The sequence below is a fragment of the Mycobacterium sp. NPDC051804 genome, from assembly GCF_044452905.1.
In the GTDB taxonomy this organism is placed as follows: Bacteria; Actinomycetota; Actinomycetes; order Mycobacteriales; family Mycobacteriaceae; genus Mycobacterium.
Map to the genome: position 1 here is coordinate 485,413 of NZ_JBITCD010000007.1, position 25,553 is coordinate 510,965.

General features: G+C 64.8%; 26 protein-coding genes. 17 read left to right on the top strand and 9 right to left on the bottom strand.

The window, feature by feature from the left end; genetic code table 11:
- The first annotated feature begins 63 nt into the window (after positions 1 to 63).
- The gene (locus tag ACIA48_RS28270; RefSeq protein ID WP_396739293.1) at positions 64 to 729 is read left to right on the top strand and encodes a TetR/AcrR family transcriptional regulator; all 666 of its coding nucleotides are present in this window, start codon (positions 64 to 66) and stop codon (positions 727 to 729) included.
- Between the two features lie 136 nt (positions 730 to 865).
- Entirely contained in the window at positions 866 to 1,705 is an 840-nt protein-coding gene (locus tag ACIA48_RS28275; protein WP_396739295.1) for a mycofactocin-coupled SDR family oxidoreductase, read from the top strand.
- Positions 1,706 to 1,757: 52 nt separating this feature from the next.
- On the opposite strand, the gene ACIA48_RS28280 is transcribed toward ACIA48_RS28275, so the two are convergent.
- The 7 genes from ACIA48_RS28280 to ACIA48_RS28310 all read right to left on the bottom strand — a co-directional run bounded on the left by ACIA48_RS28280 (position 1,758) and on the right by ACIA48_RS28310 (position 9,398).
- Positions 1,758 to 2,906 (bottom strand): acyl-CoA dehydrogenase family protein, encoded by a 1,149-nt coding sequence (locus ACIA48_RS28280; RefSeq protein ID WP_396739297.1) that lies wholly within the window; start codon positions 2,904 to 2,906, stop codon positions 1,758 to 1,760.
- Positions 2,907 to 2,918: 12 nt separating this feature from the next.
- Positions 2,919 to 4,064 carry a thiolase family protein gene (locus ACIA48_RS28285; RefSeq protein WP_396739299.1) on the bottom strand — a complete coding sequence of 382 codons (1,146 nt, stop codon included), beginning with the start codon at positions 4,062 to 4,064 and terminating at the stop codon, positions 2,919 to 2,921.
- Positions 4,065 to 4,068: 4 nt separating this feature from the next.
- Positions 4,069 to 4,866 carry an enoyl-CoA hydratase/isomerase family protein gene (locus tag ACIA48_RS28290; protein ID WP_396739301.1) on the bottom strand — a complete coding sequence of 266 codons (798 nt, stop codon included), beginning with the start codon at positions 4,864 to 4,866 and terminating at the stop codon, positions 4,069 to 4,071.
- Entirely contained in the window at positions 4,863 to 6,077 is a 1,215-nt protein-coding gene (locus ACIA48_RS28295; protein ID WP_396739303.1) for a CaiB/BaiF CoA transferase family protein, read from the bottom strand. Before ACIA48_RS28295 ends, ACIA48_RS28290 begins: the two co-directional genes overlap by 4 nt.
- Positions 6,078 to 6,081: 4 nt before the next feature.
- Complete coding sequence (locus ACIA48_RS28300; protein ID WP_396739305.1) at positions 6,082 to 6,846, bottom strand: SDR family NAD(P)-dependent oxidoreductase; 765 nt, start codon at positions 6,844 to 6,846, stop codon at positions 6,082 to 6,084.
- Positions 6,846 to 8,012, bottom strand: coding sequence for an acyl-CoA dehydrogenase family protein (locus tag ACIA48_RS28305; protein WP_396739526.1), 1,167 nt, complete (start codon positions 8,010 to 8,012; stop codon positions 6,846 to 6,848). Before ACIA48_RS28305 ends, ACIA48_RS28300 begins: the two co-directional genes overlap by 1 nt.
- Positions 8,013 to 8,102: 90 nt before the next feature.
- Complete coding sequence (locus ACIA48_RS28310; RefSeq protein ID WP_396739307.1) at positions 8,103 to 9,398, bottom strand: amidohydrolase family protein; 1,296 nt, start codon at positions 9,396 to 9,398, stop codon at positions 8,103 to 8,105.
- A 273-nt stretch (positions 9,399 to 9,671) separates the two neighbouring features.
- Between ACIA48_RS28310 and ACIA48_RS28315 the strand changes: the two genes are divergently transcribed.
- The 10 genes from ACIA48_RS28315 to ACIA48_RS28360 all read left to right on the top strand — a co-directional run bounded on the left by ACIA48_RS28315 (position 9,672) and on the right by ACIA48_RS28360 (position 18,421).
- Positions 9,672 to 10,202, top strand: coding sequence for a carboxymuconolactone decarboxylase family protein (locus ACIA48_RS28315; protein WP_396739528.1), 531 nt, complete (start codon positions 9,672 to 9,674; stop codon positions 10,200 to 10,202).
- Between the two features lie 7 nt (positions 10,203 to 10,209).
- Positions 10,210 to 11,544 carry an aromatic ring-hydroxylating dioxygenase subunit alpha gene (locus ACIA48_RS28320; RefSeq protein ID WP_396739309.1) on the top strand — a complete coding sequence of 445 codons (1,335 nt, stop codon included), beginning with the start codon at positions 10,210 to 10,212 and terminating at the stop codon, positions 11,542 to 11,544.
- Positions 11,537 to 11,866, top strand: coding sequence for a hypothetical protein (locus ACIA48_RS28325; RefSeq protein WP_014212219.1), 330 nt, complete (start codon positions 11,537 to 11,539; stop codon positions 11,864 to 11,866). Before ACIA48_RS28320 ends, ACIA48_RS28325 begins: the two co-directional genes overlap by 8 nt.
- 2 nt (positions 11,867 to 11,868) lie before the next feature.
- Complete coding sequence (locus tag ACIA48_RS28330) at positions 11,869 to 13,095, top strand: amidohydrolase family protein (protein WP_396739311.1); 1,227 nt, start codon at positions 11,869 to 11,871, stop codon at positions 13,093 to 13,095.
- Positions 13,079 to 13,510 (top strand): nuclear transport factor 2 family protein, encoded by a 432-nt coding sequence (locus tag ACIA48_RS28335; protein WP_396739312.1) that lies wholly within the window; start codon positions 13,079 to 13,081, stop codon positions 13,508 to 13,510. The genes ACIA48_RS28330 and ACIA48_RS28335 overlap by 17 nt, the downstream gene beginning before the upstream one ends.
- On the top strand, positions 13,507 to 14,640 hold the full coding sequence (locus ACIA48_RS28340; protein WP_396739314.1) for an acyl-CoA dehydrogenase family protein: 1,134 nt from the start codon (positions 13,507 to 13,509) through the stop codon (positions 14,638 to 14,640). The genes ACIA48_RS28335 and ACIA48_RS28340 overlap by 4 nt, the downstream gene beginning before the upstream one ends.
- 68 nt (positions 14,641 to 14,708) lie before the next feature.
- Positions 14,709 to 15,452, top strand: coding sequence for an acyl-CoA dehydrogenase family protein (locus tag ACIA48_RS28345; protein ID WP_396739530.1), 744 nt, complete (start codon positions 14,709 to 14,711; stop codon positions 15,450 to 15,452).
- Positions 15,453 to 15,550: 98 nt separating this feature from the next.
- Positions 15,551 to 16,186 (top strand): TetR/AcrR family transcriptional regulator, encoded by a 636-nt coding sequence (locus tag ACIA48_RS28350; protein WP_396739316.1) that lies wholly within the window; start codon positions 15,551 to 15,553, stop codon positions 16,184 to 16,186.
- A gap of 32 nt (positions 16,187 to 16,218) precedes the next feature.
- Positions 16,219 to 17,250, top strand: a complete 1,032-nt coding sequence (locus tag ACIA48_RS28355; protein WP_396739318.1) for a zinc-binding dehydrogenase — start codon at positions 16,219 to 16,221, stop codon at positions 17,248 to 17,250.
- Entirely contained in the window at positions 17,243 to 18,421 is a 1,179-nt protein-coding gene (locus tag ACIA48_RS28360) for a sulfotransferase family protein (protein ID WP_396739320.1), read from the top strand. The genes ACIA48_RS28355 and ACIA48_RS28360 overlap by 8 nt, the downstream gene beginning before the upstream one ends.
- 86 nt (positions 18,422 to 18,507) lie before the next feature.
- Here ACIA48_RS28360 and ACIA48_RS28365 read toward each other — a convergent pair whose 3' ends face one another.
- Both ACIA48_RS28365 and ACIA48_RS28370 read right to left on the bottom strand, forming a co-directional pair.
- On the bottom strand, positions 18,508 to 19,290 hold the full coding sequence (locus ACIA48_RS28365) for an enoyl-CoA hydratase (protein ID WP_396739321.1): 783 nt from the start codon (positions 19,288 to 19,290) through the stop codon (positions 18,508 to 18,510).
- A gap of 9 nt (positions 19,291 to 19,299) precedes the next feature.
- A complete protein-coding gene (locus ACIA48_RS28370; protein ID WP_396739323.1) occupies positions 19,300 to 20,475 on the bottom strand; it encodes an acyl-CoA dehydrogenase family protein in 1,176 nt (391 codons plus the stop codon).
- Positions 20,476 to 20,597: 122 nt separating this feature from the next.
- On the opposite strand from ACIA48_RS28370, the gene ACIA48_RS28375 reads away from it, so the two are divergent.
- From ACIA48_RS28375 to ACIA48_RS28395, 5 genes are all read left to right on the top strand, one after another.
- Positions 20,598 to 21,320: a TetR/AcrR family transcriptional regulator gene (locus ACIA48_RS28375; RefSeq protein ID WP_396739325.1), complete on the top strand. Its 723-nt coding sequence runs from the start codon at positions 20,598 to 20,600 to the stop codon at positions 21,318 to 21,320.
- A gap of 58 nt (positions 21,321 to 21,378) precedes the next feature.
- Positions 21,379 to 22,197 carry an acyl-CoA thioesterase gene (locus tag ACIA48_RS28380; protein ID WP_396739327.1) on the top strand — a complete coding sequence of 273 codons (819 nt, stop codon included), beginning with the start codon at positions 21,379 to 21,381 and terminating at the stop codon, positions 22,195 to 22,197.
- Between the two features lie 140 nt (positions 22,198 to 22,337).
- A complete protein-coding gene (locus tag ACIA48_RS28385) occupies positions 22,338 to 23,537 on the top strand; it encodes a cytochrome P450 (protein WP_396739329.1) in 1,200 nt (399 codons plus the stop codon).
- Between the two features lie 34 nt (positions 23,538 to 23,571).
- Positions 23,572 to 24,411, top strand: coding sequence for a mycofactocin-coupled SDR family oxidoreductase (locus ACIA48_RS28390; RefSeq protein WP_396739331.1), 840 nt, complete (start codon positions 23,572 to 23,574; stop codon positions 24,409 to 24,411).
- 13 nt (positions 24,412 to 24,424) lie between these two features.
- On the top strand, positions 24,425 to 25,498 hold the full coding sequence (locus ACIA48_RS28395) for a phosphotransferase (protein WP_396739333.1): 1,074 nt from the start codon (positions 24,425 to 24,427) through the stop codon (positions 25,496 to 25,498).
- Positions 25,499 to 25,553 lie beyond the last annotated feature (55 nt).

Sequence of the window (25,553 nt, forward strand, 5' to 3'; positions counted from 1 at the left end):
GTTCTTTCGGTCATCGAATCTCCGGATGTATTTGATCGCTCGATCAAACTGTTAGGATGCGCCATGCCTACCACGCGGGCCGACGGGCGGTCAAGCAATCGAGCGGCCGCTAGACGAACGCCCTCGGGTGGGAGCAAGTCAGCCGACACCGGTACACGGGAGCGTCTGATCGAGGCGACCGCGAAGATCATGCACGACGAGGGCTACGCCGCGGCGACGTCGCGACGGGTGGCAGCAGAGGCCGGCGTCAAGCAGGCGTTGGTCTATTACTACTTCCCGACGATGGACGATCTGTTCGTCGAAGTGCTACGCGCAGGTGCCGAGAGTTCACTCGAAAACATGCGCGCGTCGCTCACCGACGACGACCCTCTGCGCACGCTCTGGCTGATCAACGGTGACCTGAGAATGACCAGCCTCAACACCGAGTTCATGGCACTTGCCAATCACCGCAAGGTGATTCGGAGCGAACTGAAGGCCTACGCCGAGCGGGTGCGCGATATCGAGACGGCTGCGGTCACGGTCGCCCTACGCTCAAGGGGCGTCGACCTCGACGAGTACCCGCCGGTCGTGATCGCGATGCTCATTGCCCAGATCGCCCGCAGCCTGTGCAACGAAAGCGCGGTCGACGTCACCCTCGGTCACAACCAGATGCGGGAGTTCGTGGATCGTCAGCTGGCTCTGCTGACCAATTCGCGACCTGCTTCGGCACCACCTCCGGCGCGCGGCTGATCCGTCGCCGCGCCGCTGCGCGCTTGCGCCCCACTCTCCTTTCGGCATCGTTGGTTGACAGTTGGACAGATCGATGTCACGCTCCTGATCGATCGATCAAATTTGGTCGATCGACAAACAGAACCGAGGTGACGACATGGGCGGGCGAGTCGAGGGCAAGGTTGCATTCGTGAGTGGCGCGGCGCGCGGTCAGGGCCGCAGTCATGCGGTACGCCTCGCCGAGGAGGGCGCCGACATCATCGCCGTCGACGTTTGCAAGCGCATCAGCAGCCAAACCGATATCCCAGCAGCGACTCCCGACGACCTCGCCGAGACCGCCGATCTGGTCAAGAACCTGAATCGGCGCATCGTCACCGCCGAGGTCGACGTGCGGGACTACGACGCGCTGAAGACCGTCGTCGACGGCGGCGTCGAACAGCTGGGACGGCTGGACATCGTCGTCGCCAACGCTGGCATCGGCAACGGCGGCGCGACTCTGGACAAAACCAGCGAGGACGACTGGCGCGACATGATCGACGTCAACCTGTCGGGCGTCTGGAAGACCGTCAAAACCGCTGTACCGCACCTGCTGTCAGGAAACCGAGGCGGCTCGATCATCCTCACCAGCTCGGTCGGCGGTCTCAAGCCATACCCCCACACCGGCCACTACATCGCCGCCAAGCACGGTGTGATCGGACTGATGCGGACGTTCGCCGTCGAGCTGGGGCAGCACTCGATCCGGGTCAATGCCGTGTGCCCCACCAACGTGAATACGCCGCTGTTCATGAACGAGGGCACGATGAAGCTGTTCCGCCCCGACCTCGAGAACCCGGGGCCCGATGACCTCGCCGTCGCCGCGCAGTTCATGCACGTGCTGCCCGTCGGGTGGGTGGAATCGATCGACGTCAGCAACGCCGTGCTGTTCTTGGCTTCCGACGAATCCCGTTACATCACGGGCCTTCCCGTCACCGTCGACGCCGGCAGCATGCTGAAGTAGGCGAATTCGGTGTCGCGGGTCGCGTCTAGCGCGACTCACAACACCGAAATCGCTACAAACCGAGCGACTTGGCGATCATCACCTTCATGACCTCGCTGGTGCCTGCATAGATCCGCGCCACGCGCGCATCGGTGTACAGCCTGGCGATCGGATACTCCATCATGTAGCCGTATCCGCCGAACAGCTGCAGGCAGCGATCGATCACCCGCTGCTGCATCTCGGTGCAGAACAGCTTCACCCGCGCCGCGTCGGCAGGAGCGAGCTCGCCCTCGACATGGAGCATGATGGCCCGATCGAGCATGGCCTGGGCGGCCTCGACCTCCGTCGAACACGCGGCCAACTCGAACTTGGTGTTCTGGAATGACGCGACCGGCGTGCCGAAAGCCTTGCGGCTCTTCGTGTAGTCGATCGCCGCGGCGATGGCCGACCGCGCCTGCGACACCGACCCCACTGCGACGGTGAGCCGCTCTTGCGGAAGGTTGTGACCGAGGTAGCCGAAAGCCTCATCCTCCTCGCCGAGCATGTTGGCGGCGGGCACGCGTACGTCGACGAAGGACAGCTCGGCGGTGTCCTGCACCTTGCAGCCCATCTTTTCCAGCTCGCGGCCGCGGGTGAATCCGGGCATACCATCCTCGACGACGAACAGCGTCAGTCCCTTGCGGCGGTTGTCCGGATCGGTCGCGGTGCGGGCCACCACGATCACCAGGTCGGCCTGCATGCCGCCGGTGATGAATGTCTTGGCGCCGTTGATGATCCAGTCGTCCCCATCGCGAACCGCGGTGGTGCGCATGCCTGCGAGATCCGATCCGGTGCCCGGCTCCGTCATTGCGACGGCCGTCAGCAGTTCACCTGCCGCCAGGCCGGGGAACCATCGCTTACGCTGCTCTTCGTTCGCGTAGTGCAGGAAGTACGGCAGGATCACCTCGAGCTGGGTGCGCACCGTCGACAGGGTGACGAGCGCCCGCGCCGCTTCTTCCTGCATGACGACGAAGTAGCGGTAGTCCGGCTGACCGCCGCCGCCGTACTCCTCGGGGATGGCGGTCCCCAGCAGACCCAAGGCCCCCATCTGCTTGAACACCTCGCGCGGCATGCGTCCGCCCTTCTCCCACTCGGGATAGTGCGGAACCACCTCCTTCTCGACGAAATCGCGGGCGAGCTCGCGGAAGGCTTCGTGGTCTTCGGTGAAAATGTCCCTACGCACGCGGCGTCCTCCCTAGGCGATGAGTTCCACAAGGGTGGCGTTGGCTGTACCGCCGCCCTCGCACATGGTCTGCAGGCCGAAGCGAATACCGTTGTCGCGCATGTGATTGACCATGCGGGTCATCAACACCGCGCCGGATGCGCCCAGCGGGTGGCCCAGCGCGATGGCGCCGCCGAGCGGGTTGAGCTTCGACTCGTCGACACCGGTCTCCGCCAGCCAGGCCAAGGGCACCGGTGCGAAGGCCTCGTTCACCTCGAATACGCCGACCTCGTCGATGCCGATGCCCGCCTTGTGCAACACCTTCTCAGTCGCGGGGATCGGACCGGTCAACATCAGCACGGGATCCGCTCCGGTCACCGCGCCTGCGCGGTACCGCGCGATCGGTCGCAGCCCCATCGCCACGGCGTTCTCCGCCGTCATGATGAGCAGCGCGGCGGCGCCGTCCGAGATCTGCGACGAGTTCCCCGCGTGGATGACGCCGTCCTCCTTGAAGGCGGGCTTGAGCCCGGCGAGCTTCTCGACAGTGCTCCCCCGCCGCACTCCTTCATCGGCGACGACGGGCTCGCCGTCGGTGAACACCGGCATGATCTGCGTTTCGAACGCGCCGTTGTCCTGCGCGGCGGCGGCCAGCTCGTGGGAACGCACCGAGTACTCGTCGAGCCTGGTCCGGTCGAAGCCCCATTTCTGCGAGATCAACTCCGCCGAGATGCCCTGGTTGAATGAGAAATCCCCATAGCGCTCAAGCACTTTCGGGCCGTACGGCATGCCGGATGCCCGAGCCGATCCGAGCGGCACCCGGCTCATCACCTCGACGCCGCCGGCCACGACGACGTCCTGCTGGCCCGACATGACGGCCTGCACCGCGAAGTCCAGCGCCTGCTGGCTCGACCCACAGGCACGGTTCACCGTGGTACCGGGTATGTGCTCCGGCCAGCCCGCAGCCAGCACCGAGTATCTGCCGATGTTGCTCGACTGGTCGCCAACCTGCGATACGCAGCCCCACACCACGTCGTCGACGATCTCGGGGTCGATACCGGCCCGCTCCACGAGCGCGTTGAGCACGATCGCGGACAGGTCCGCGGCGTGCATGTCCGCCAGTCCGCCGTTGCGCTTGCCGACGGGCGTGCGCACCGCCTCGACGATCACGGTTTCACGCATCTTGTTACTCCGATCTGGGCGGTACGGCCCATCGACCAGTGAACGCCGCCTCGCGCTTCTGCGCGAACGCCGCGTATGCCTCTGTTGAGTCTGCTGTGGCGAAGTTGCCGGGCTGCGCGCGGGCCTCGTTGGCCAACGCTTCGCGCAGCGTCGCGGTGGCGCCGTCGTTGAGCAGGGACTTGCTCTGCGCCAGCGCGACGGGCGGGCCCGCGGCGAGGCGGCCGGTGAGGTCGTCGACGAACGCGTCGATCTCGTCGGCCGCTTTGATCCAGGTGACCAAACCGAGCGACCGCGCTTCTTCGGCGTCGATCATGTCGGCGAGCAGTACCAGCCGCTTGGCCTGCTGTAGACCCACGAGCTTGGGCAGCAGCCACGAACCGCCGAGGTCGATCGACAAGCCTCGCTTGGAGAAGATCTGGCAGAACCGCGACTCGGGCGTCGCCACCACGAAGTCGCACCCGAGGGCGAGGTTCCAGCCCGCGCCGACGGCGACGCCGTTCACCTTCGCGACAGTCGGGACGGTGAGTTCGTGCAGGGCCAACGCCACCTCGGAGAGCCGGCGCAGTTTGTGCCGGGGATGGACGTCCTCCGGGGTTCCGATGTCCGCACCCGAGCAGAAAGCCCCGCCCGCACCGGTGATCACCAGTGCTCGCAACTCGGTGTCTAGTGCGGCAGCGCGCAGCGCGTCGGCCAACTCCTCCCACAGTTGCGGGTTGAGGGCGTTCTTGCGGTCGGGCCTGTTCAGTGTGAGTGTCCGGACGCCATCGTGATCGGTGGTCAGCAGAACCTGTTCGGAGGTCATGAGTACGCGGGTCCGATCACGCCGTCGGCCCGAAGCCGGCTGAGTTCGGCTGCGGTCAAACCCAATTCACCAAGCACACTGTCTGTGTGTTCGCCCAGACCCGGCACCGCACCCATCGGCTGGTCGAATCCACTGATCACCGGCGGCGGCCGCAGGGCCTGGATGTCGCCCGCCGAGGTGCCCACCGTGCGCCACCGGTCCCTGGCGGTCAGTTGGGGATGCACGACGACTTCGCTCGGCAGGTTGTAGCGAGAATTGCCGATGCCCGCAGCGTCGGCGGTCTTCTGGATGTCGGCGAGATCATGCTGGCCACACCATGATCCGATGGCCTCGTCGAGGATGGCCCGGTGCTCGCAGCGCCCAGGATTGGTGGCGAAGCGCGGATCGTCCGCGAGGTCGGGCCGGTCGATGATCTCGCGTGCGACGCGTTGCCATTCGCGGTCGTTGGTCGTGCCGAGCACCACGGTCTGACCGTCGCGGGTCGGAAACGCGCCGTAGGGCGCCACCGCAGGCGACCCGACGCCGAGGGGCTCCTGGTCAATGCCCGAATGTTGGGTGTAGGTCAGCGCATAGCCCATGACGTCGGTCATGACGTCGAACAGGCTGAGTTCGACCGACGGGGCCACTGCCCCTTCCGGGTGCTTCGCGCGCGCGAACAACAGCGCCAAAACCGAAATGGCGGCATAAAGTCCCGTCGTGAAGTCCGCCATCGCAGGCCCCGGTTTGGCGGGCATGCCGGGATAGCCGGTGATGGCACACGAACCCGATTCCGCTTGCACCAGAAGGTCATACGCGCGCTTGTGCGAGATGGGTCCGCCCGGTCCATAGCCGTCGATCTCGACGGGGATGACGTTAGGGTGACGCTGCGCCAGGTCGGCGGCCGAGATACCCATCCGCGCGGTGGATCCCGGCGCGAGGTTGGAGACGAACGCGTCGGCGCCGTCGAGCAGCCGGTGCAGCAGATCCAGCCCTTCCGACGATTTCGTGTTCAGGGTGACCGATTCCTTGCCACGGTTGCACCACACGAAGTGCGCGGCCAGACCGCCCGGACCGTTGACGACGTCGTCGTAGGCGCGGGCAAAGTCACCCCCATTGGGGTTCTCCACTTTGATCACGCGCGCACCGAAGTCGGCGAGCACGCGGGTACACATCGGGGCGGCGACCGCCTGCTCCATCGCGACGACGGTGACGCCCGCCAACGGCGCATTCATGTGGCTACATAACCATGCCGCCGTCGACCGGCAGCACCTGTCCCGTGATGTAAGACGCCGCATCGGACGCCATGAACACGAAGGCGCCCGCGATCTCGGACGGCTCGGCCCAACGCTTGAGCGGAATGCGGTTCATCATGTTGGCCGCGAACTTCTCATTGGTGCGGATGGTCTCCGTCATGGGAGTCGCGGCCAACGGCGCCAGGGCGTTCACCATGATGTTCTTCGGGGCCAGCTCGCGGGCAAGCGATTTCGTGAAACCGATGAGACCGGCCTTGGCCGCGGAGTAGTTGACCTGGCCGAGGGTTCCGGTGAGGCCCGCAGCCGACGTCACGTTGATGACGCGGCCCGTACCGTCGGTCGGGATGTGCGGCAGCGCGGCCTGGGTGCAGTGGAACGTGCCCATGACGTGAATGTCGAACGTGAGCCGGAAGGTTTCGTCCGTCAGCTTGGGGAACATCGCGGGCGAGGTGACGCCGGCATTGTTCACCAGGATGTGCAGCGCTCCCCCGCCGAGGCCGGCGGCCTGCGCGGCGGCCGCATCTGCGGCGCCGCGATCACTCACGTCAAGAGCGCACGAGTCGGCCTTCCCGCCGTTCGCGCGGATGCGTTCCGCCACAGCCGACGCCGCGTCCGCGTTGATATCGGTCACGAGGACCGCCGCACCCGCGTCCGCCAGTGCCGCCGCAACCGCCGCCCCGATGCCGCCGCCCGCGCCGGCACCGGTGACCAGTGCCGCACGGCCGGTCAGATCGAAATAGTTCGACATCAGTAACTCCTTGGCATTCCGAGTACGTGCTCGCCGAGGAAGTTCAGGATCATCTCCTGGCTCACTGGGGCGATCTTCATCAGACGCGACTCACGGAAATACCGCGACACGTGGTACTCCTCGGAGTAGCCCATGCCGCCGTGCAGCTGCAGGGCGCGGTCGGCGGCACCGAAACCGGCGTCGGCACAAAGATATTTGGCGGTGTTCGCCTCACGCCCGCACGGCTTGCCGTTGTCATACAGCCACGACGCCTTGCGTAGCACCAACTCCGCGGCGTCCAGGCGAGCCAACGAATCGGCGAGCGGGAACTGCAGTCCCTGGTTCATCCCGATCGGTCGCTCGAAGACAATGCGCTCATTGCCGTACTTCACGGCCTTCTCCAACGCCACCCGGCCGATACCCAGCGCCTCGGCGGCGATCAGCATACGTTCGGGATTCAGACCGTCGAGGATGTACTTGAATCCCTTGCCCTCCTCACCGACCCGGTCTTTCTCCGAAACGATGAGGTCGTCGATGAAGACCTCGTTGGAGCTCACGGCATTTCGGCCCATCTTCTTGATCGGCCGGACGTCGACGTGGTCGCGGTCGAGATCGGTCAGGAAGAGCGTCATACCGTCGGTCTTCTTGGTGACCTCGTCGAACGGCGTGGTGCGGGTGAGGAGCAGGATCTTTTCCGACTCCTGCGCCTTGGAGATCCACACCTTGCGGCCATTGATGCGGTACTTGTCACCCTCGCGTTTCGCGAACGTGGTGATGCGCGAGGTGTCCAGTCCCGCACCGGGTTCGGTGACACCAAAGCAAACGTGCAGATCGCCGTTGACGATGCGGGGTAGAGTCGCGGCCTTGAGTTCGTCGGAGCCGTGTTTGACGACGGGCTGCATCCCGAAGATCGTGAGATGGATCGCGCTGGCGCCGTTCATCGCTGCGCCGGACCGTGCCACCTCCTCCAGCAGCAGGGTCGCCTCGGTGATGCCCAGCCCGTGTCCGCCGTACTCCTCGGGGATGGTCATGCCCAGCCATCCGCCGGAGGCGATCGCGTCGTAGAACTCCTGCGGGAATTCGTGCGCCAAGTCCTTTTTCATCCAGTACTCGTCGTCGAACCTGCTGCACAACTCCGCGACGGACTTCTGGATGATCTGCTGATCTTCGGTCAGCTCGAAGCTCATACCCCCAGACACGTGTTCTCCTCTATGCATGGCGATTTCGGCGTGCTCGGTCTCGCTGAGCGTTACCAGGCACGCCGTAATCGCAAGGACTCAGTCCTTGTTGCCGGTCAATTCCTTGGCGTTGGCGGCGAAGTCGGCGAAGTTCGCGCCTGTCTTCTCCTTCTTCGAGAGCGCCTGGATGGTGACATCGTGGCCTTCGGCCGCCTTGCGCAGCGCACCGACGGTGGCCTGCTCCTTGGTGATGTGGGTGAAGGGGTCCCAGTGGTACCAGCGCATGGCGTTCTCGTAGGTCATCTTGTTGATCTCGACGTCGGGCACATTGTGCTCGGTGAGCACCTCGTCGAGTTGCTCAGGCGCGCCGGGCCACATCGAGTCGGAATGCGGGTAGTCCGCTTCCCAGCAGATGTTGTCGATACCCACATCGTTCCGCAGAGCCACCCCGACATGATCGGAGATGAAGCAGGTCAGGAAGTGGTCGCGGAACACCTCCGAGGGCTTCTGCTTGCCGAAGTCCTGCCCCGTCCACGTCGAGTGCATCTCATAGGTGCGATCAGCGCGCTCCAGGAAGTACGGAATCCAGCCGGTGCCGCCCTCAGACAACGCGATCTTCAGATCGGGGTAGGCCTTGATCGGCTTGGACCACAACAGATCCGCGGCGGCCTGCACGATGTTCATCGGCTGCAGCGTGATCATGACGTCCATTGGTGCGTCCGGCGCGGTGATCGCCAGCCGCCCCGAGGACCCGATGTGGACATTGAGCACGGTGTCGGTGTCGACGAGGGCATCCCACATCGGCTTCCAGTAGTCGAAGTCGTGGAAGCTGGGGTACCCCATGGCGGCCGGGTTCTCGGTGAACGTCAGCGAGTGCACGCCGCGCTTGGCGTTACGGCGAATCTCCGCAGCGCATGCTTTGGCATCCCAGATCACCGGCAGCGTCATCGGGATGAACCGCGCCGGGTAGGCGCCGCACCACTCCTCGACATGCCAATCGTTGTAGGCCTGTACCAGCGCAAGGGAGAAGTCGTGGTCCTCGGTGGCGAACAGCCGGCCGGCGAAGCCGGGGAACGAGGGGAAGCACATCGAACCGAGGATGCCGCCGGCGTTCATGTCCTTCACCCGCTCGTCGACCTTGTAACAGCCGGGGCGGATCTCGTCGAGGCCCTGCGGCTCCAGCCCGTACTCCTCCTTCGGCCGGCCGGCGACCGCGTTCAACGCGACGTTGGGGATCACGATGTCGCGGAACTGCCAGGTGTCGCTGCCGTCGGGGTTGTGCACCAGCCGCGGCGCCTCATCCAGGTACTTCTTCTGCAGATGATTCTTGAACATGTCCGGTGGCTCGACGATGTGATCATCAACGCTGATCAGGATCATGTCTTCTTTGTTCATGCCTGCTCCCTTCGTGGCGGCCATGTCCGAAATCTGTGATAGCACCAACACTAGTTACCCAGTGATGTTCTCTATCTGAGGAAACTAGCTTCTCTTGCGGCGAGAATCAATGTCCGAAACGGTCCGCATGGCCTCCTTGCAGCACCGTTGGCCCCTAAGTGGCAGGTCACTGACCGGCACATCCCAACGGTGGGATTGACCATCTGTCGGAAAGGTGGAAATCTATTGGCGAAATATGAGAACCTGATTCTCGTGAACGAGAGGAACCAGCCCGTGCGACTGCCCCCGCTCCCCGCGGACCAGTGGGACGACGCCGTCGACAATGCACTCGCGGTCATGCTTCCCAGGGAGCGACGCAACCCCGAGAAGGCGAGCAACATCCTCTCGACCTTCGTTCGGCATCCCGCGCTGACCAAAGAGTTCCTCAAGTTCAACGTCCACCTGCTGTTCCGCTCCACGCTGCCGCCGCGTCTGCGTGAACTCGCGATCCTGCGGGTCGCGCACCGAACCGGCTCCGAATACGAGTGGGGCCAGCACGTCCGGATGGGCCGCGACGAGGGACTCACCGACGACGACATTGCAGCCGTCCAACGCGGCGAAGCTGCTGACGACTTCGACCGCGCGGTCATTTCCGGCGTTGACGAGTTGATGGACAAATTCGAACTGTCTGACGAGACGTGGGCCGCGTTGGGCGAAAAGTTCGACGACCGCCAACGGATGGACTTCGTTTTTCTCGTCGGGTGTTACATCACCGTGGCGATGGCTTTGAAAACTTTCGGCGTACAACCCGACCAGGAGAGGTAGACAAACCGTGGCATTTTTCAAGAAGCCCGACGCTGGCAGCTGGACAGAGAACTGGCCTGAGCTCGGCACCGCGCCGGTCAACTACGAGGATTCGATCGATCCCGAGCAGTGGAAGCTGGAGCAGCAGGCCATCTTTCGCAAGACCTGGCTGCAAATGGGCCGTGTGGAGCTGATTCCCAAGAAGGGCAGTTACATCACGCGCGAGCTCCCCTCGGTCGGCCCGGGCACGTCGATCGTCATCGTCAACGACGGTGATCAGGTCCGTGCCTTCTACAACATGTGCCGCCATCGCGGTAACAAGTTGGTGTGGAACGACTACCCCGGCGAAGAAGTGTCCGGCACCTGCCGTCAGTTCGTCTGCAAGTACCACGCCTGGCGCTACAACCTCAAGGGCGACCTGACCTTCATTCAGCAGGAGCAGGAGTTCTTCGACATCGACAAGGCCGACTACCCGCTCAAGCCGGTGCGCTGCGAGGTGTGGGAAGGCTTCATCTTCGTCAACTTCGACGACGATGCGGTCTCGCTCGAGGAGTATCTGGGCGAGTTCGCCGAGGGGCTGAAGGGCTATCCCTTCCACGAGATGACCGAGCACTACAGCTACCGCTCGGAGATCAAGTCGAACTGGAAGCTGTTCATCGACGCCTTCGTCGAGTTCTACCACGCACCGATCCTGCACATGAAGCAGGCGGAGAAGGAGGAAGCCGAGAAGCTGGCCAAGTTTGGCTTCGAGGCGCTGCACTACGACATCAAGGGCGACCACTCGATGATCTCGTCCTGGGGCGGCATGAGCCCACCCAAGGATCTGAACATGGTCAAGCCCATCGAACGGATCCTGCACAGTGGCCTGTTCGGCCCGTGGGACCGCCCGGACATCGCAGGAATCCTCCCCGACGAACTGCCGCCGGCGATCAATCCCGGCCGGCACAAGACATGGGGCCAGGACTCGTTCGAGTTCTTCCCGAACTTCACCCTGCTCTTCTGGGTACCGGGCTGGTATCTCACGTACAACTACTGGCCGACCGGTGTGGACACCCACATCTTCGAGGCCGACCTGTACTTCGTACCGCCGAAGAACCTGCGCGAGCGGCTCTCCCAGGAACTGGCCGCGGTCACGTTCAAGGAGTACGCATTCCAGGACGCCAACACGCTGGAGGCCACGCAGACACAGATCGGCACCCGCGCGGTGCTCGATTTCCCGCTGTGCGACCAGGAAATCCTGCTGCGCCACCTGCACCACACCGCGCACAAGTACGTCGACCGGTACAAGGAGTCGCTGGCCAACGGAAACGGGTCCAACGGCTCGGCTCCCGCCAAGACCGAGAAGGATGTTGCAAATGCCTAAATTGCCTGAGGAATTCGCCGATCTCGAGCGTTTCAGCGACTGGTGCCTGCCAACTGAGGAAGAGCGCTATCAGAAGCGGCTGAACTCCACGATGGCCGAGATGCAGGAGCTCTACGATGCGGGGATGGCGCGCCTCGAGGACATCATGGTCTACGTCGACGCGCGTTTCCCGCTCAAAGGCATGCCCGACGACGCGAAGGCCCTTGTACACCTTGGTCAGTCCATCGTCATGGTGAGCTTCCCCGTCGAGGTGTGGAAGCAGCCGCGAGTACTCGACAGCGGCGCCGCATACATCAACCTCATCAAGGAGCCGGTGGTCTGAGCGTGCTGACGCTTAAAGCAGCGGGTCTACTCGACGTCGACGCCGGGGAGATCGTCCGGCCGGGAATCGTTCGGATCGAGGATAACCGGATAGTCGGCGTCGGCGGTGCCGAGCATCCCGACGATCAAGTGATCGATCTCGGTGACGCCATCCTGCTGCCTGGCCTGATGGACATGGAAGTCAACCTGTTCATGGGTGGGCGCGGCGAGTCGCCGGGTCTGTCCCAGGTCCAGGATGACCCGCCCACCAGAACGATTCGTTCGATCGGCAACGCCCGTCGCACCCTGCGCGCCGGCTTCACGACGGTGCGCAACCTGGGTCTGTTCGTGAAAACCGGTGGATACCTTCTGGACGTAGCTCTGTCGCGGGCCATCGACGCGGGCCTGGTCGACGGACCACGAGTCGTGCCCGCCGGCCACGCGATCACGCCGACCGGCGGTCACCTCGACCCGACGATGTTCGCCGCGTTCATGCCGGGCGCGCTGGACCTGACGATCGAAGAGGGCATCGCCAACGGCGTGGACGAGATCCGCAAGGCCGTGCGCTACCAGATCAAGCACGGTGCCCAGCTGATCAAGGTTTGCGTCTCCGGCGGGGTCATGTCGATGACGGGTGAGGCTGGCGCACAGCACTATTCGGACGAAGAGCTGCGGGCGATCGTCGACGAGGCACACCGGCGCGGCCTGAAGGTAGCGGCCCACACCCACGGCGCGGAAGCGGTCAAGCACGCCGTCGCGTGCGGTATCGACTGCATTGAGCACGGCTTCCTGATGGACGACGAGGCCATCCAGAAGCTGGTCGACAACGACCGGTTCCTGGTGACCACCCGCCGCCTCGCGGAGGCCATGGACGTGTCGCGCGCACCAAAGGAGTTGCAGGACAAGGCTGCCGAGATGTTCCCCAAAGCGCGCACGTCGATTGAGGCGGCATACAAGGCCGGCGTCAAAATCGCTGTCGGCAGCGATGCGCCGGCCATCCCCCATGGTAAGAACGCCGATGAACTCGTCACGCTCGTCGATTGGGGCATGCCGCCTGCGGCGGTGCTCCGCGCGGCCACCGTCGTCGCCGCCGACCTGATCGACAAACCAGACCTCGGCCGCATCGCCGAGGGGTATCTCGCGGACATCATCGCCGTGCCCGGTGACCCGCTAGCCGATATCACCGTTACACGGGACGTCAACTTTGTAATGAAGGACGGTAAGGTCTACCGACATGACCAATCGAATTGATGACCTGGTCGAGATCCAGCAGACGCTCGCCAAGTACGCGGTCACCATCACACAGGGCGATATCGACGGGCTGATCTCTGTCTTCACCCCCGACGGCACCTACAGCGCGTTCGGCTCGACCTACACGCTCGCGCGGTTCCCGGAGTTGGTCGACGCGGCACCGAAAGGCCTGTTCATGACGGGAACCGCGCTGATCGACCTCGATCCCGACAACCCGGACGCCGCCACCGGGACACAGCCACTGTGCTTCATCGAGCACTCCAAGCACGACATGCGTATCGGCTACTACAAGGACACCTACCTGCGCACGGCCGACGGGTGGCGGCTCAAGACCCGTGCCATGACCTTCATCCGGCGCAGCGGGGAACACGACTCGGGCCGCCCGCACGCGATCGGCAGGCCGGAGGCGGGATGACCACCGGACTGACGGCGGGCACCGACTTCGAGACCGTCGCCGAATTCAGGTCACAGCTGATCGCCTGGCTGGACAGCCATGACCTGACCCCGCCTCCCGGCGACCACTCGCTCGACGCCCATCACACACAGCACGCCCGCGTGCTCAAGGAGCTCTACGACGCCGGTTGGATGCGCTGGGGCTGGCCCGAATCAGCGGGCGGACTCGGTGGCCCGATGATCCTGCGCGCCATCGTCGGCGAAGAGGTCGTCGGCCGCCGCCTCGACGATCCGGGACCGTACTCGATGCTCGAGGTGCTGACCCCGACGATGATCGACTACGCCCGCCCCGAACTCGCCGCCGAGATGGTGCCAAGGTTGCTGTCCGGTCAGGAGACCTGGTGTCAGGGCTTCTCCGAGCCCGGCTCGGGCAGTGACCTTGCGTCGCTTTCCACGCGCGCCGAACAGCGTGGCGACGAGTGGGTCATCAACGGTCAAAAAGTGTGGACCAGCTTCGCGCAGTACGCCAAGCGTTGCGTCCTGCTGACACGGACCGGACCCGGGCATTCGGGGATCACCGCCTTCTTCGTCGACATGGACAGTCCCGGAGTGGACGTCCGCCCGTTGCGCACCATGCACGGCGTCGACGAATTCTGCGAGGTCTACTTCGACGACGTGGTGGTGCCCGCCGATCGCATGCTCGGAAACCCCGGCGACGGTTGGCAACTCGCGATGGACCTGCTGCCCTACGAACGCTCGACCTGTTTCTGGCAACGCATCGCCTACCTGTACTCGCGGTTCGACGCATTGGTCAAAGAGGTCAAGCATCTCGGCCAAGAGGTGGATCTGGAGCTGGGCGAGACGTATCTGGCATTGCACACGTTGCGATGCCGGTCCCGGGCCACCCAGTTGCGGCTGGCCGACGGCGGCAAGCTCGGCCCGGACACGTCGATCGACAAGGTGCTGCTGGCCGGCGCCGAACAGCAGCTCTACAACTCCGCGCATGATCTGCTGCCCGGTGTCGTCGAGCTCGACGACACCGAATGGCGCACCGAGTACCTGTATTCGCGAGCGGCCACCATCTACGGCGGCACCGCCGAAGTGCAGCGCAACATCATCGCCCGCCGCCTCCTCGACCTCGGGAAGGAGTGATCGTGGCCGGACAATCGGACTGGGACGCCGAATCACTCGAACTGCTCGAAGACGGACTGCGCAAGACCATGCTGTCGACCTCCGGCGCCGAGTTGGATGCCGCGTTGGCCGAGCTCGGCTGGGCGGAAATGTTGTCCGACAGTTCTGAGGTGGCGATACCGCTGGTATTCCGCTTGCTGGGCGAAACCGGTTCACACGCTTCGGTTCTCAACGATGTCGTGCTACTGGCATCCAGCCCTGAAGAAGGCTCGAACCCGGCACTCCCCTATGCGGGCGGGGGCTGGGTGGTGTGGGATTACGCAGCGGCCGACGAGAGCTCGGCACTGGGTGGGCTGCCACTACGCCGGGTCGAAGAGGGTGGACATCCGCGGCTGCCGGACGCACGCCGTGCGGTTGGCTGGTGGCTGGTGGGGTCGGCGCGGGCGATGCTGTCCCTGGCACGCCAGCACGCACTGGACCGGGTGCAGTTCGGCCGGCCCATCGCGTCGTTCCAGGCCATCCGGCACCGGCTCGCCGAAACTTTGGTGGCGATCGAAGGTGCGGAGGCTGCGTTGAGCCTGCCCGGCGACGACAACCCTGACCTGACCGCGTTGCTTGCCAAGGCGGCCGCGGGCAAGGCCGCACTCACCGCCGCCAAGCACTGTCAGCAGGTGCTGGCCGGCATCGGATTCACCGCCGAACACGAATTGCATCACCACATCGAGCGCAGCTTGGTGCTCGACGGGTTGCTCGGCAGCTCAAGAGAACTCACGCGCAGGGCCGGAGCGGGGCTGCGTGCCCGGGGCTCGGTCCCCCGCGTCGCCAACCTTTAGGTCTCGCGGACGGACTCGGCGCGCTTAGCGGGTTGATTACCAACGCCGGGTGCGTGCGATCGACCCGTCAGGCACGTGAAGAACCCTACACTGCTCGGATGCCACCCGACGCGTCGAAGACCAGGGCGGATCTGCTGGATGCCGCGGCCCGCGCCTTCGCGCAGGACGGCGTCTTCAACGCCTCGCTCATCGACATCACCCGCCAGGCTGGCCAGCGCAACCGGGCGGCACTGCGCTACCACTTCGGTTCGCGCGACGGCGTGCTGTGCGCGGTGATCGAGCGGCATGCGGAGTTTCTCGCCCACCGCGAAGGTGAGTTGCTCGAAGTGGCCAAACACGAGGAGGGGCTCGAATCCGTCATCGAAGCGCTCGTCCGCCCCGCGGCTGAACTCGCCGACAGCGGCTGGCGCGGACGATGCTGCCTGCTGATCATCGCCGAGCTCACCGGCGAGGATCGCGCGCAGTACAGCGCGGAGTTGCAGGCCGTGCTGGCCAGCACTGGTGGCGACGACGTCTTCGCGCTGTTGACCGAGCGCACGGGGCATCTCACCAATGAGCTTCGCACCGAACGGTTCTCGCTGATGGTGATGTTCATTCTGCGGGCGATCGCGGACCGCGCACGACTGCTGGAGCGACGCGCACGACATGGTCGGCCACAGCTCGAGCACGAACCGTTCGTCGCGAACCTGGTCGCGATGGCCGCCGCCGCGATCGCCGCACCTGCCACTCGTTGACATAAGCACCCCTGCTTACTAACCTCTCCGCTGTGAAGGCAGTGCGCGTCGTCAAGCATGGCGCTCCAGCAGAGGCGCTCGAGGTGCAGGATGTGGCGATTCCCGAGCCCGGCACGGAAGAGGTTCGTATCGCGGTGTCGGCCGCCTCGATCAACTTTGGTGACATCGCCCGCTGTCGCGGCACCGTGGCCAGCGTCATGGGCCAGATCCCGTTCACCCTCGGCATGGACGTGTGCGGCGTGGTCGACGCGGCGGGTGAGGGCGCGACCGAATGGGTGGGCCGCCGGGTGGTGGCCATGACCAAGCAGTCGCTGGGCGGTATCGCCGAATTCGCGGTGGCACCGGTGACCGGAACATTCGAGGCGCCACCGGAACTCGACGATGTCTCCGCGGCGGCCTTCACGCTGCCGTTCCACGTCGGGTACCTGGCGCTGCATAGACGGGCGAAGCTCGCCGCGGGCGAGACCCTGCTCGTCGTCGGCGGCGCGAGCGCGGTCGGCACGGCGGTCATCCAGCTCGGTGTCGCCGCGGGTGCCACCGTCATCGCCGTCGCAGGCGGTGCCGAGAAAGGTCGGCTGTGCGAAGAGCTCGGCGCCTCCTTCATCGACCACACCTCCGCCGACCTCTTCGACGAGGTGAACGCGCGCACCGACAACCGGGGCGTCGACGTCGCCGTCGACCTGGTCGGCGGCGACCTCACCGAGACGATCTGGACCTGTATGGCCCGCGAAGGCCGTTACCTGCCAGTCGGTTTCAACGACGACCCGCAGTCAGGGCTCACCGGCCGCCCGCTGCGCAAGGTGTCGATGGGCAACTTCTCGGTCCTCGGCGTCATCCTCGGTTACGGCGAGTTGCCGGTCGATTTCCGTCGCTTCGGGCTGAACATGTTCGGCGCCGAGGTCGGCCGCGAAGTGCATGCGGCGCTGCTGGACCTCGTCGCCGCCAACTCAGTGCGGCCCGTGGTCGGACGGACCATCACGATGGATCAGGTCGCGGCGACGCTCGACGATCACGAGCAGCGGCGCACGAAGGGCCGTACGGTCGTGACGGTCGCGGGTGACTAGCACGCACTCGCCGGGACTCAACCCGGATGCCGTCATGTCAGCTGCGGTCGAGGCGGCTGGCTCCGACGACTTCGGACCCGGCGACTTCGTCGAGGGTCTGACGGTGCTGTGCGCATCGGCCACCGAACAGGCCGAGCTCAACGACCTCGGCCGGTTCGCGTTGGAGCAGAACATCATCGGCGACCTGGTGAACCGGCTGCGTATCCACGATTGGCTCAACCAGCACCCTGCGGTCCGCGATGAGCCGGTGGACGCACCGCTGGTGGTGATCGGCCTGTTCCGGGCGGGCACGACGTTCCTGAGCCAGCTGCTCGATCAAGATCCGTCGAACCGCGCGCTACTGCGCTGGGAGGCCGGCGACAGCGTGCCGCCGCCGTCGCCGGAGACCTACCGCGCCGGTCCACGGGTCGATGCCGCCAATGAGGCCATCGAGATGCTCGAGTCGCTGAACCCTCAGATGAAGGTCGTCCATCACGAGGACGCCGAGGGCCCCACCGAGTGCATCACGCTGCTCGGCCAGGATTTCAAGAGCCTGACCTGGGAGGCGATGGCCAACGTTCCCGACTACAGCCGGTGGCTGCTCGACGCGGACTACGCGTCGGCCTACGCCTACCACCGGCGGGTGCTGCAAGTTCTGCAGAGCGGCGGCCGCCGCGGCCATTGGACGTTGAAGAGCCCCAATCACGCGATCGCGCTACCGGCACTCGCCGCGGAGTATCCCGATGCGAAACTCGTTCTTCTACATCGCGATCCGACGGTGTTGTGCGCCTCGGCGTGCAGCTTGATATCGACGCTCACCGGTACGTTCAGCGATACCGACCACACCGCGTACATCGCCGAGCATTGGACCAACCTGCTGGCCGAGTCGATCGATCGTTCCGAAGCCTTCCGGCGTGCGCATCCCGAGCGGGAGATCGTCGACGTTCAGTACGCAGACCTCGTCGGCGATCCAATTGGCGCCGTCGAAAAGATATACGCCGCATGCGGACGCGAACTCGACGAGCAGGGTCGTGCTGCGGTCACCGCATCCGTGGCGGCGAACACCAAGGGCCGCTTCGGCACCCACGGATATCGGCTCGAGGACTACGGGCTGCAGGCCGACGAGATCAGGGAGCGGTTCGGCGACTACATCGCGCGATACGACGTTCCCGCGGAAGCCAGCCGCGCCTAAGACACCTCTGACGTCACACCGATCGACGATTTGCAGACGTTTACCCGCACATCTACTGCGAAACGTCGATCGCTGAGGACACTGGGCTACTTGATGTTGGCCTTCATCTCGTCGAGGTTGACCAGGACGGGCCAGCCGCCGACGCTCAGCGCGTTGCCGTGGCCGGTCTGATGGATGTCGAACACCGACTGGATAGCCGCGTAGAAACCCTGCACATCGAGCGTCTGGTTGACGGCGCGTTTGGCCTGGCGCAGAGCGAAAGTCGGCATCTTCGCGATCTGTTCGGCCAGCGCCCTGGTCTCGGCATCCAGCTGATCACGCGGCACCACCTTGTTCACCATCCCGGTGGCGGCTACCTCGTCGGCGGTCATCGCCCGGCCGGTGAACAGAATTTCCTTGGCCTTGCGCGGCCCCAGTTCCCAGGTGTGGCCGTGGTATTCGACTCCCCCGATACCCATCAGCACGACGGGATCGGAGAACAGCGCGTCGTCGGCGGCCACGATGAGGTCGCATGGCCAGCACAGCAGCAGACCGCCGGAGATGCAGCGGCCCTGGACGGCGGCGATCGAGGGCTTGGGAGTGTTGCGCCATTTGAGCGTGTATTCGAGATAGCGGCGGTGCTCGTGCTGGATGATGAACTCGAGCGTGATCTTGTCGGGGACGGGCCCGCCGCCCCGTAGATCATGACCAGCCGAGAAGTGTTTCCCGTTGGCGCGCAGGATGATCACCGATACCTCGGGGTCCTCGGCGGCGCGAGTCCAGGCGGCATCAAGCTCGTCGAGGAAATCCGGGTTCTGGGCGTTGGCAGCCTCGGGCCGGTTCAGAGTGATGGTCCCGATCTTGTCGGCGACCTCGTATTCGATGTACACGTTCCAGTCCTAGTTTCGAGGTAGGCCCAACACCCGCTGGGCGATGATGTTGCGTTGAATTTCAGAGGTGCCGCCGGCGATGGTGCCGCCGTAGGTGCGGGCATAGCGCTCGAACCACGCCGAGCGGTACAGGTCGAGATGGTGTGCGCTGTAGGGGCCGGAGAACCCAGGTGAAGCCAGCGCGTCGGGGCCCGCTGCGGACAGCGCATGCTCAGCCGCCATCTGCGAGGCTTCCGACCCGAGGAGCTTGAGCACCGACATCGCCGACGGGTCCTCGTCGCCACGCGAGGCCCTGGCCAGTGCGACCGACCCGAGCAGACGCAACGCCTGGTTGTCCATGATCAGCGTGGCGTACCGGTCGCGGTCCAACGCCGATGACGGCTGCCAGTCCTCGACCATCTCTTCCAGCCGGTCTGCGTAGCTGAGCCACAACATGTTCCGCTCGTGGCCGAGCGATCCGTTGGCGACGCGCCACCCTTCGTTCAGCGGGCCGATGAGGTTCTCTGCGGGCACCCGCACATCGTTGAAGAACACCTCGTTGAAGTCGACGTCATCCTCGTCGCACATCGAGGCGAACGGGCGTCGGACGACCCCGGGCAGATCGGTCGGGATCATCAGCACGCTGATGCCCTTGTGTTTGGCCGCTTTCGGATCGGTGCGAACGAAAGTCAGCAGCACGTCGGCGTCGTGGGCGCCCGACGTCCACACCTTCTGTCCGTTGACGACGAACTCGTCGCCGTCGAGGACCGCGCGGGTACGCAGCGACGCGAGATCCGAGCCGGCGCCCGGCTCGCTCATCCCCAGCGACGCTGCAAGATCGGCCCGCAAGATCGGCACAGCCCAACGCCGCTGTTGCTCGGGGGTGCCGAACGAGATCAGCGACGCGGAGATGATGCCGACGCCCTGCGGGTTGAAGGTGAGGTACGTCCGCCGCCGAGCCAGTTCCTCCTGTTGGACGTACTGCTGCAAGATCGTGGCATTGCGGCCGCCGAACTCGGGCGGATAGCCGGGGCAGAGCCATCCGTTGTCGAACATGAGCCGTTGCCAGCGCCTGGCCCAGTCGGGGACGTGGCTGCTGGACCCCGATCGTTCGAGTGCCTCATCGTCGTCGGGCAGGTGCTCGTCGAGGAATGCGACGAACTCCGCACGGAACGCCTCGACGTCAGCGTCGAAGGTCAGCTGCACAGTGCTCCCGGCGGATCAAATTTTTGGTAAGACTTCTGTTACCAGTAAAAGGAGAATACTATTCTCCGAGTGAGAAAGTTACAATCTCTGACACGTTGGCCGCGAGGGGGTCGAGGACCGCAATGGCAAGGCGTTCTCCGGTACAGTCAGTCCATGTTCTCCCTAATCGGTCCGCATCCGAGCAGCCGGTGACCATTCCCAGCGAAGAGCCCGCCTGGAAGCAGCGCGCGGTCGAGCGATCGATCAAAACCGCGAAGCTCCGGGCCGCTCAGCGCGTTCAGCGCTTCCTCGACGCCGCCCAGGCGATCATCATCGAAAAGGGCAGCACCGACTTCACCGTGCAAGAGGTCGTCGACCGCTCGCGTCAGTCGCTACGAAGCTTCTACCTGCAGTTTGACGGCAAGCACGAGCTGCTGCTGGCGCTGTTCGAAGACGCCCTGTCCCGGTCCGCCGACCAGATACGCGCCGCCACCAACGGCCCGGACGAGCCGATAGAGCGGCTGCGGGTCGCGATCCAGCTGCTGTTCGAGTCCTCGCGTCCGGATCCCACTGCCAAGCGGCCGCTGTTCACCGACTTCGCCCCGCGTCTACTGGTCTCACATCCGTCCGAGGTCAAAATCGCCCACGCACCCCTGCTGGCGCTGCTGACCGAGCTCATGGAAGAGGCCAGCGCTGCAGGTCAGCTGCGTGCCGGCATCAACCCGAAGCGCATGGCCGCCATCACCATGCAGACCGTGATGTTCAACGCACAGTCCAGCGGTGAAGAGGCTGAGGACGCCACATCGCATCCGATCACCGCGGACGAACTCTGGGACTTCTGCGCACACGGATTCACCGCCAGCTAGCCCCAGCCCGCCCGAGAATTACGTTCTCGGCGTCGAGAATCTGACTTACACTGAGCGGGTGCCCGATCTCTGGACCGATCTACTCGGCTGCCTAGACATCACGAAGACGTCGGCCGGCGACGGCGAGACCGCAGAGTTCGAAGGCCGGAACCAGCGGCTGGAGTACCACCGGGTGTTCGGCGGTCAATTGCTCGGCCAGTTCCTCCGGATCGCAGCGCTGACGTGCCCGGAGAAGGCCGTCAAGTCCCAGCACGCGATCTTCACGCGCGAAGGCCGGGCCGACGAACCCGTCCGCTACGAGGCGGTTCGAGCGCATGAGGGACGGTCTTTTGCGACGGTCACCATTACCGCGACCCAGAGTCGTGGTGTCATCGCCACCGCGTCGATCAGCATGCACGCGGTCGAGGGCGGCCCCGAACATCAGGAGGTCGAGAGCGTGGGGCCGGTGCTGGGTCCGGAGCACGAACTCCCGCTCGACCTGATCCCTTGGGAGACAAGGGCGTCGATCGACCTCAACGCGGCAACCACCGGTCCCCCGGAATTCGAGTTCTGGATGCGCACCCCGGCCGTCGACCAGGAACTGGCACCGGCTTTGGCCGCCTACGCGACCGACCTGACGCTGATCGGCACCGCATTGCGCCCGATCGACGGAGCTGATCAGCGCGGCAACGGTACGACGTTCACCTCCGCCGTCACGTCGCACACCGTGTGGTTCCACCGGCCCTTCCGCACGGATAGCTGGCTACTGCTGCGCCAGCACAGCCCCGTGCTCGCACATGGCCGCAGCTTCGGTCGCGGCGACGTGCTCACCGAGGATGGGGTGCTGGTCGCGTCGTACGGACAAGAGGCTCTTCTACGCTTCGCGGAACAACGATGAGAAGCCGATTCTTTTAAGCGGAGAGTATAAATTGCCCGAAACGAGTCCCTGGTTGACACCATTGTGGGGCCGATGCCAGAGTTGTGAGACAAATAGCAGCCATTTGTCTTATACCTTCCTGGTCCAGCGAGAGGCGACCCGTGACGATCAGTGCTGATTCCGACGTGAAAACAGCGGACGCGTTGTACTACGACCCGTACAGCGTCGAACTGAACATGAACCCGTATCCGGTGTTCGCGCGCATCCGCGAGGAAGCGCCGCTGTACTACAACGACAAACACGACTTCTACGCACTGAGCCGCTACGACGACGTCAACAAGGCGTTGATCGACCACGAAACCTTCATCTCGGGCAAAGGCGCCCTGCTTGAAATCATCAAGTCCGGTATGGAGATCCCGCCCGGCACACTGATTTTCGAGGACCCGCCGCTGCACAACATCCAGCGCAATCTGCTGTCGCGGATGTTCACACCGCGCAAGGTACTGGCCCTGGAACCACAGATCCGCGAATTCACCGCCAGGTGCCTGGATCCGCTCGTCGGCAGCGGCAAGTTCGACTTCGTCAACGACCTCGGCGAGCAGATGCCCATGCGGGTGATCGGGATGCTGCTGGGGATCCCGGAAGAGCATCAGCGCCGGGTAGCCGACCATGGTGAAGCCACCCTGGAGAGCAAGGAAGTCGACCTGATGGCCACGGGGGAGGTGTTCGCCGAGTTCATCGACTACCGCACCGAGCATCCGTCCGACGACATCATGACCGACCTGCTCAACGTGGAATTCACCGACGAGACCGGCACTGTGCGACGGCTGCGCCGAGAAGAACTACTCATGTACCTGACCGTCGTCGCCACGGCAGGCGCCGAAACCACCACGCGCCTGATCGGCTGGGCCGGGAAGACGTTGGCCGAGAACCCCGATCAGCGTCGCGAGCTTGTGGAGAACCCGGCCCTGATCCCGCAGGCGATCGAAGAGATTCTGCGCTGGGAACCGCCGGCTCTGCAGATGGCTCGCTACGTGACACGCGACACCGAGTACTACGGTCAGACGGTGCCGGAAGGCAGCGCAATACTCCTGTTGATCGGCGCCGCCAACCGCGACCACCGCCGGTTCCCTCCGAACGGAGATGTTTTCGACATCCACCGAGAGCAGCACTCGCACATGACATTCGGTGCGGGCACGCACTTCTGCATGGGCAACGCGCTGGCCCGGCTGGAAGGACGTATTGCCCTCGAGGAGATCCTGAAGCGGTTCCCGACGTGGGAGGTCGACTGGCCGAATGCCGAACCGTCCCAGACAACGGCGGTCCGCGGCTGGAAATCCATGCCCACCATCGTTCCCTGAAATAACCCAACCACCACCAAAAGGATTGATAGACATGGCAGGACGTGTAGAAGGCAAGGTCGCGTTCATCACCGGCGCGGCGCGTGGACAGGGCCGCGCGCATGCGGTTCGGTTGGCGTCAGAGGGCGCCGATATCATCGCTGTCGACATCTGCAAGAAGATCGACACCGTCGATCTGATCGAGGCGTCGACGCCGGAAGATCTCGCCGAAACCGCGGATCTGGTGAAGGGGCACAACCGCCGCATCTACACCGCCGAGGTCGACGTCCGTGACTACGACGCGTTGAAGGCCGCGGTCGACGCGGGCGTCGAACAGCTGGGCCGGTTGGACATCATCGTCGCCAACGCCGGCATCGGTAACGGCGGCCAGACGCTGGACAAGACCAGCGAAACCGACTGGACCGCAATGATCGACATCAACCTCGGCGGCGTGTGGAAGACCGTGAAGGCCGGCGTGCCGCACATCCTCGAGGGTGGCCGCGGCGGTTCGATCATCCTCACTAGTTCGGTCGGCGGCCTGAAGGCCTACCCGCACACCGGCCACTATGTCGCAGCCAAGCACGGTGTGGTGGGCCTGATGCGAACCTTCGCCGTCGAGCTCGGCGCGCAGAACATCCGCGTCAACTCAGTGCATCCGACCAACGTGAACACCCCGCTGTTCATGAACGACGGCACGATGAGGCTGTTCCGCCCCGACCTGGAGAACCCGGGCCCCGACGATATGAAGGTCGTCGGTCAGCTGATGCACACGCTGCCGATCGGCTGGGTCGAGCCCGAGGACATCGCCAACGCTGTGTTGTTCCTGGCGTCCGACGAAGCGCGCTACGTCACGGGTGTGACGCTGCCGGTCGACGGCGGCAGCTGCCTGAAATAGGGCCTGACACAACGTGACTGTCGCGGAGCTGTCGCTGCCGCGCGGCTGGGACGACATCAGTCCTGACTGGATGACGGCGGCACTGTCGCGTCACCATCCCGGCGCGGTGGTCGACGAGGTGGCGGTGGTGCTGCGCGACGACGGCACCAACAAGCGGGCGCGGTTGGCGCTGACGTATTCGGCGGGCTCGGGGCCTGCGACGGTGTTCGCCAAGGCCGTCGACCCGGAGCATGCCGAACTCGTCGCGCTGACCAGCGGGCTGTATCACGAGCCGCGACTGTTCACCTCAGGCGTCGAACTGGGCCTCGACCACCCGGCCGTCTACACGGCGCTGATCGATGAGGATCGCTCCGACTTCCTGATGATCATGGAAGACATCGTCGCGAGAGGCGCGGATCCGCGCGACTCCACGCGGCCGATGTCGATCGATCAGGCGGCCAGCGGTGTGCGCGGGCTTGCGCGGATGCACAGCAGGTTCTGGGGAGAACGGCTTGACACCTATCCGACTCTGAGTTGGCTCGAACCGTTCGTCGCCTTCGAAGGCATGCGGTATGCCCCGCTGCACATCGCACACGAGCGGTTGGGCGACACGGTGCCCGCGGAGATTCCCGCGCTCAGCGGCACCGAGTTGTTCGTGGACATCTGGGCCCGCTACATCGGCACCTTGATGACATCGCCGCCCACATTGCTCCACGGCGACCCCCACATCGGCAACACCTATTTGCTGCCGGACGACGAGGTCGGTTTCCTGGACTGGCAGATGGCCCGCCGCGGCAACTGGTCCCTGGACCTCGGCTACTTTCTCCAGGGCGCGCTCACCATCGAGGACCGCCGACGCGGTGAGCGCGATCTGCTCGCCGAGTACCGCGGCGCGCTCGAGTTGCCCGCCGACGAGATGCCCAGCGCCGACGACGTGTGGCTGCGCTACCGCGCATCCGTCGCGCACGGGCTGGCGATCTGGATGGCGACGGCCTCGGGCGGCGACGCGTGGCAGAGCGCGGAGATTTCGGTGGCGCTCGCGCAGCGGTACTCGGCCGCGTTCGTCGACCTGGAGACGCGCACGGCGCTGGACGCCATCGCCGCGTAGCTCATTTGTGGGAAACCCACCGGGCGGGGGTATCCGGGTGCTTGCATAGACCCGA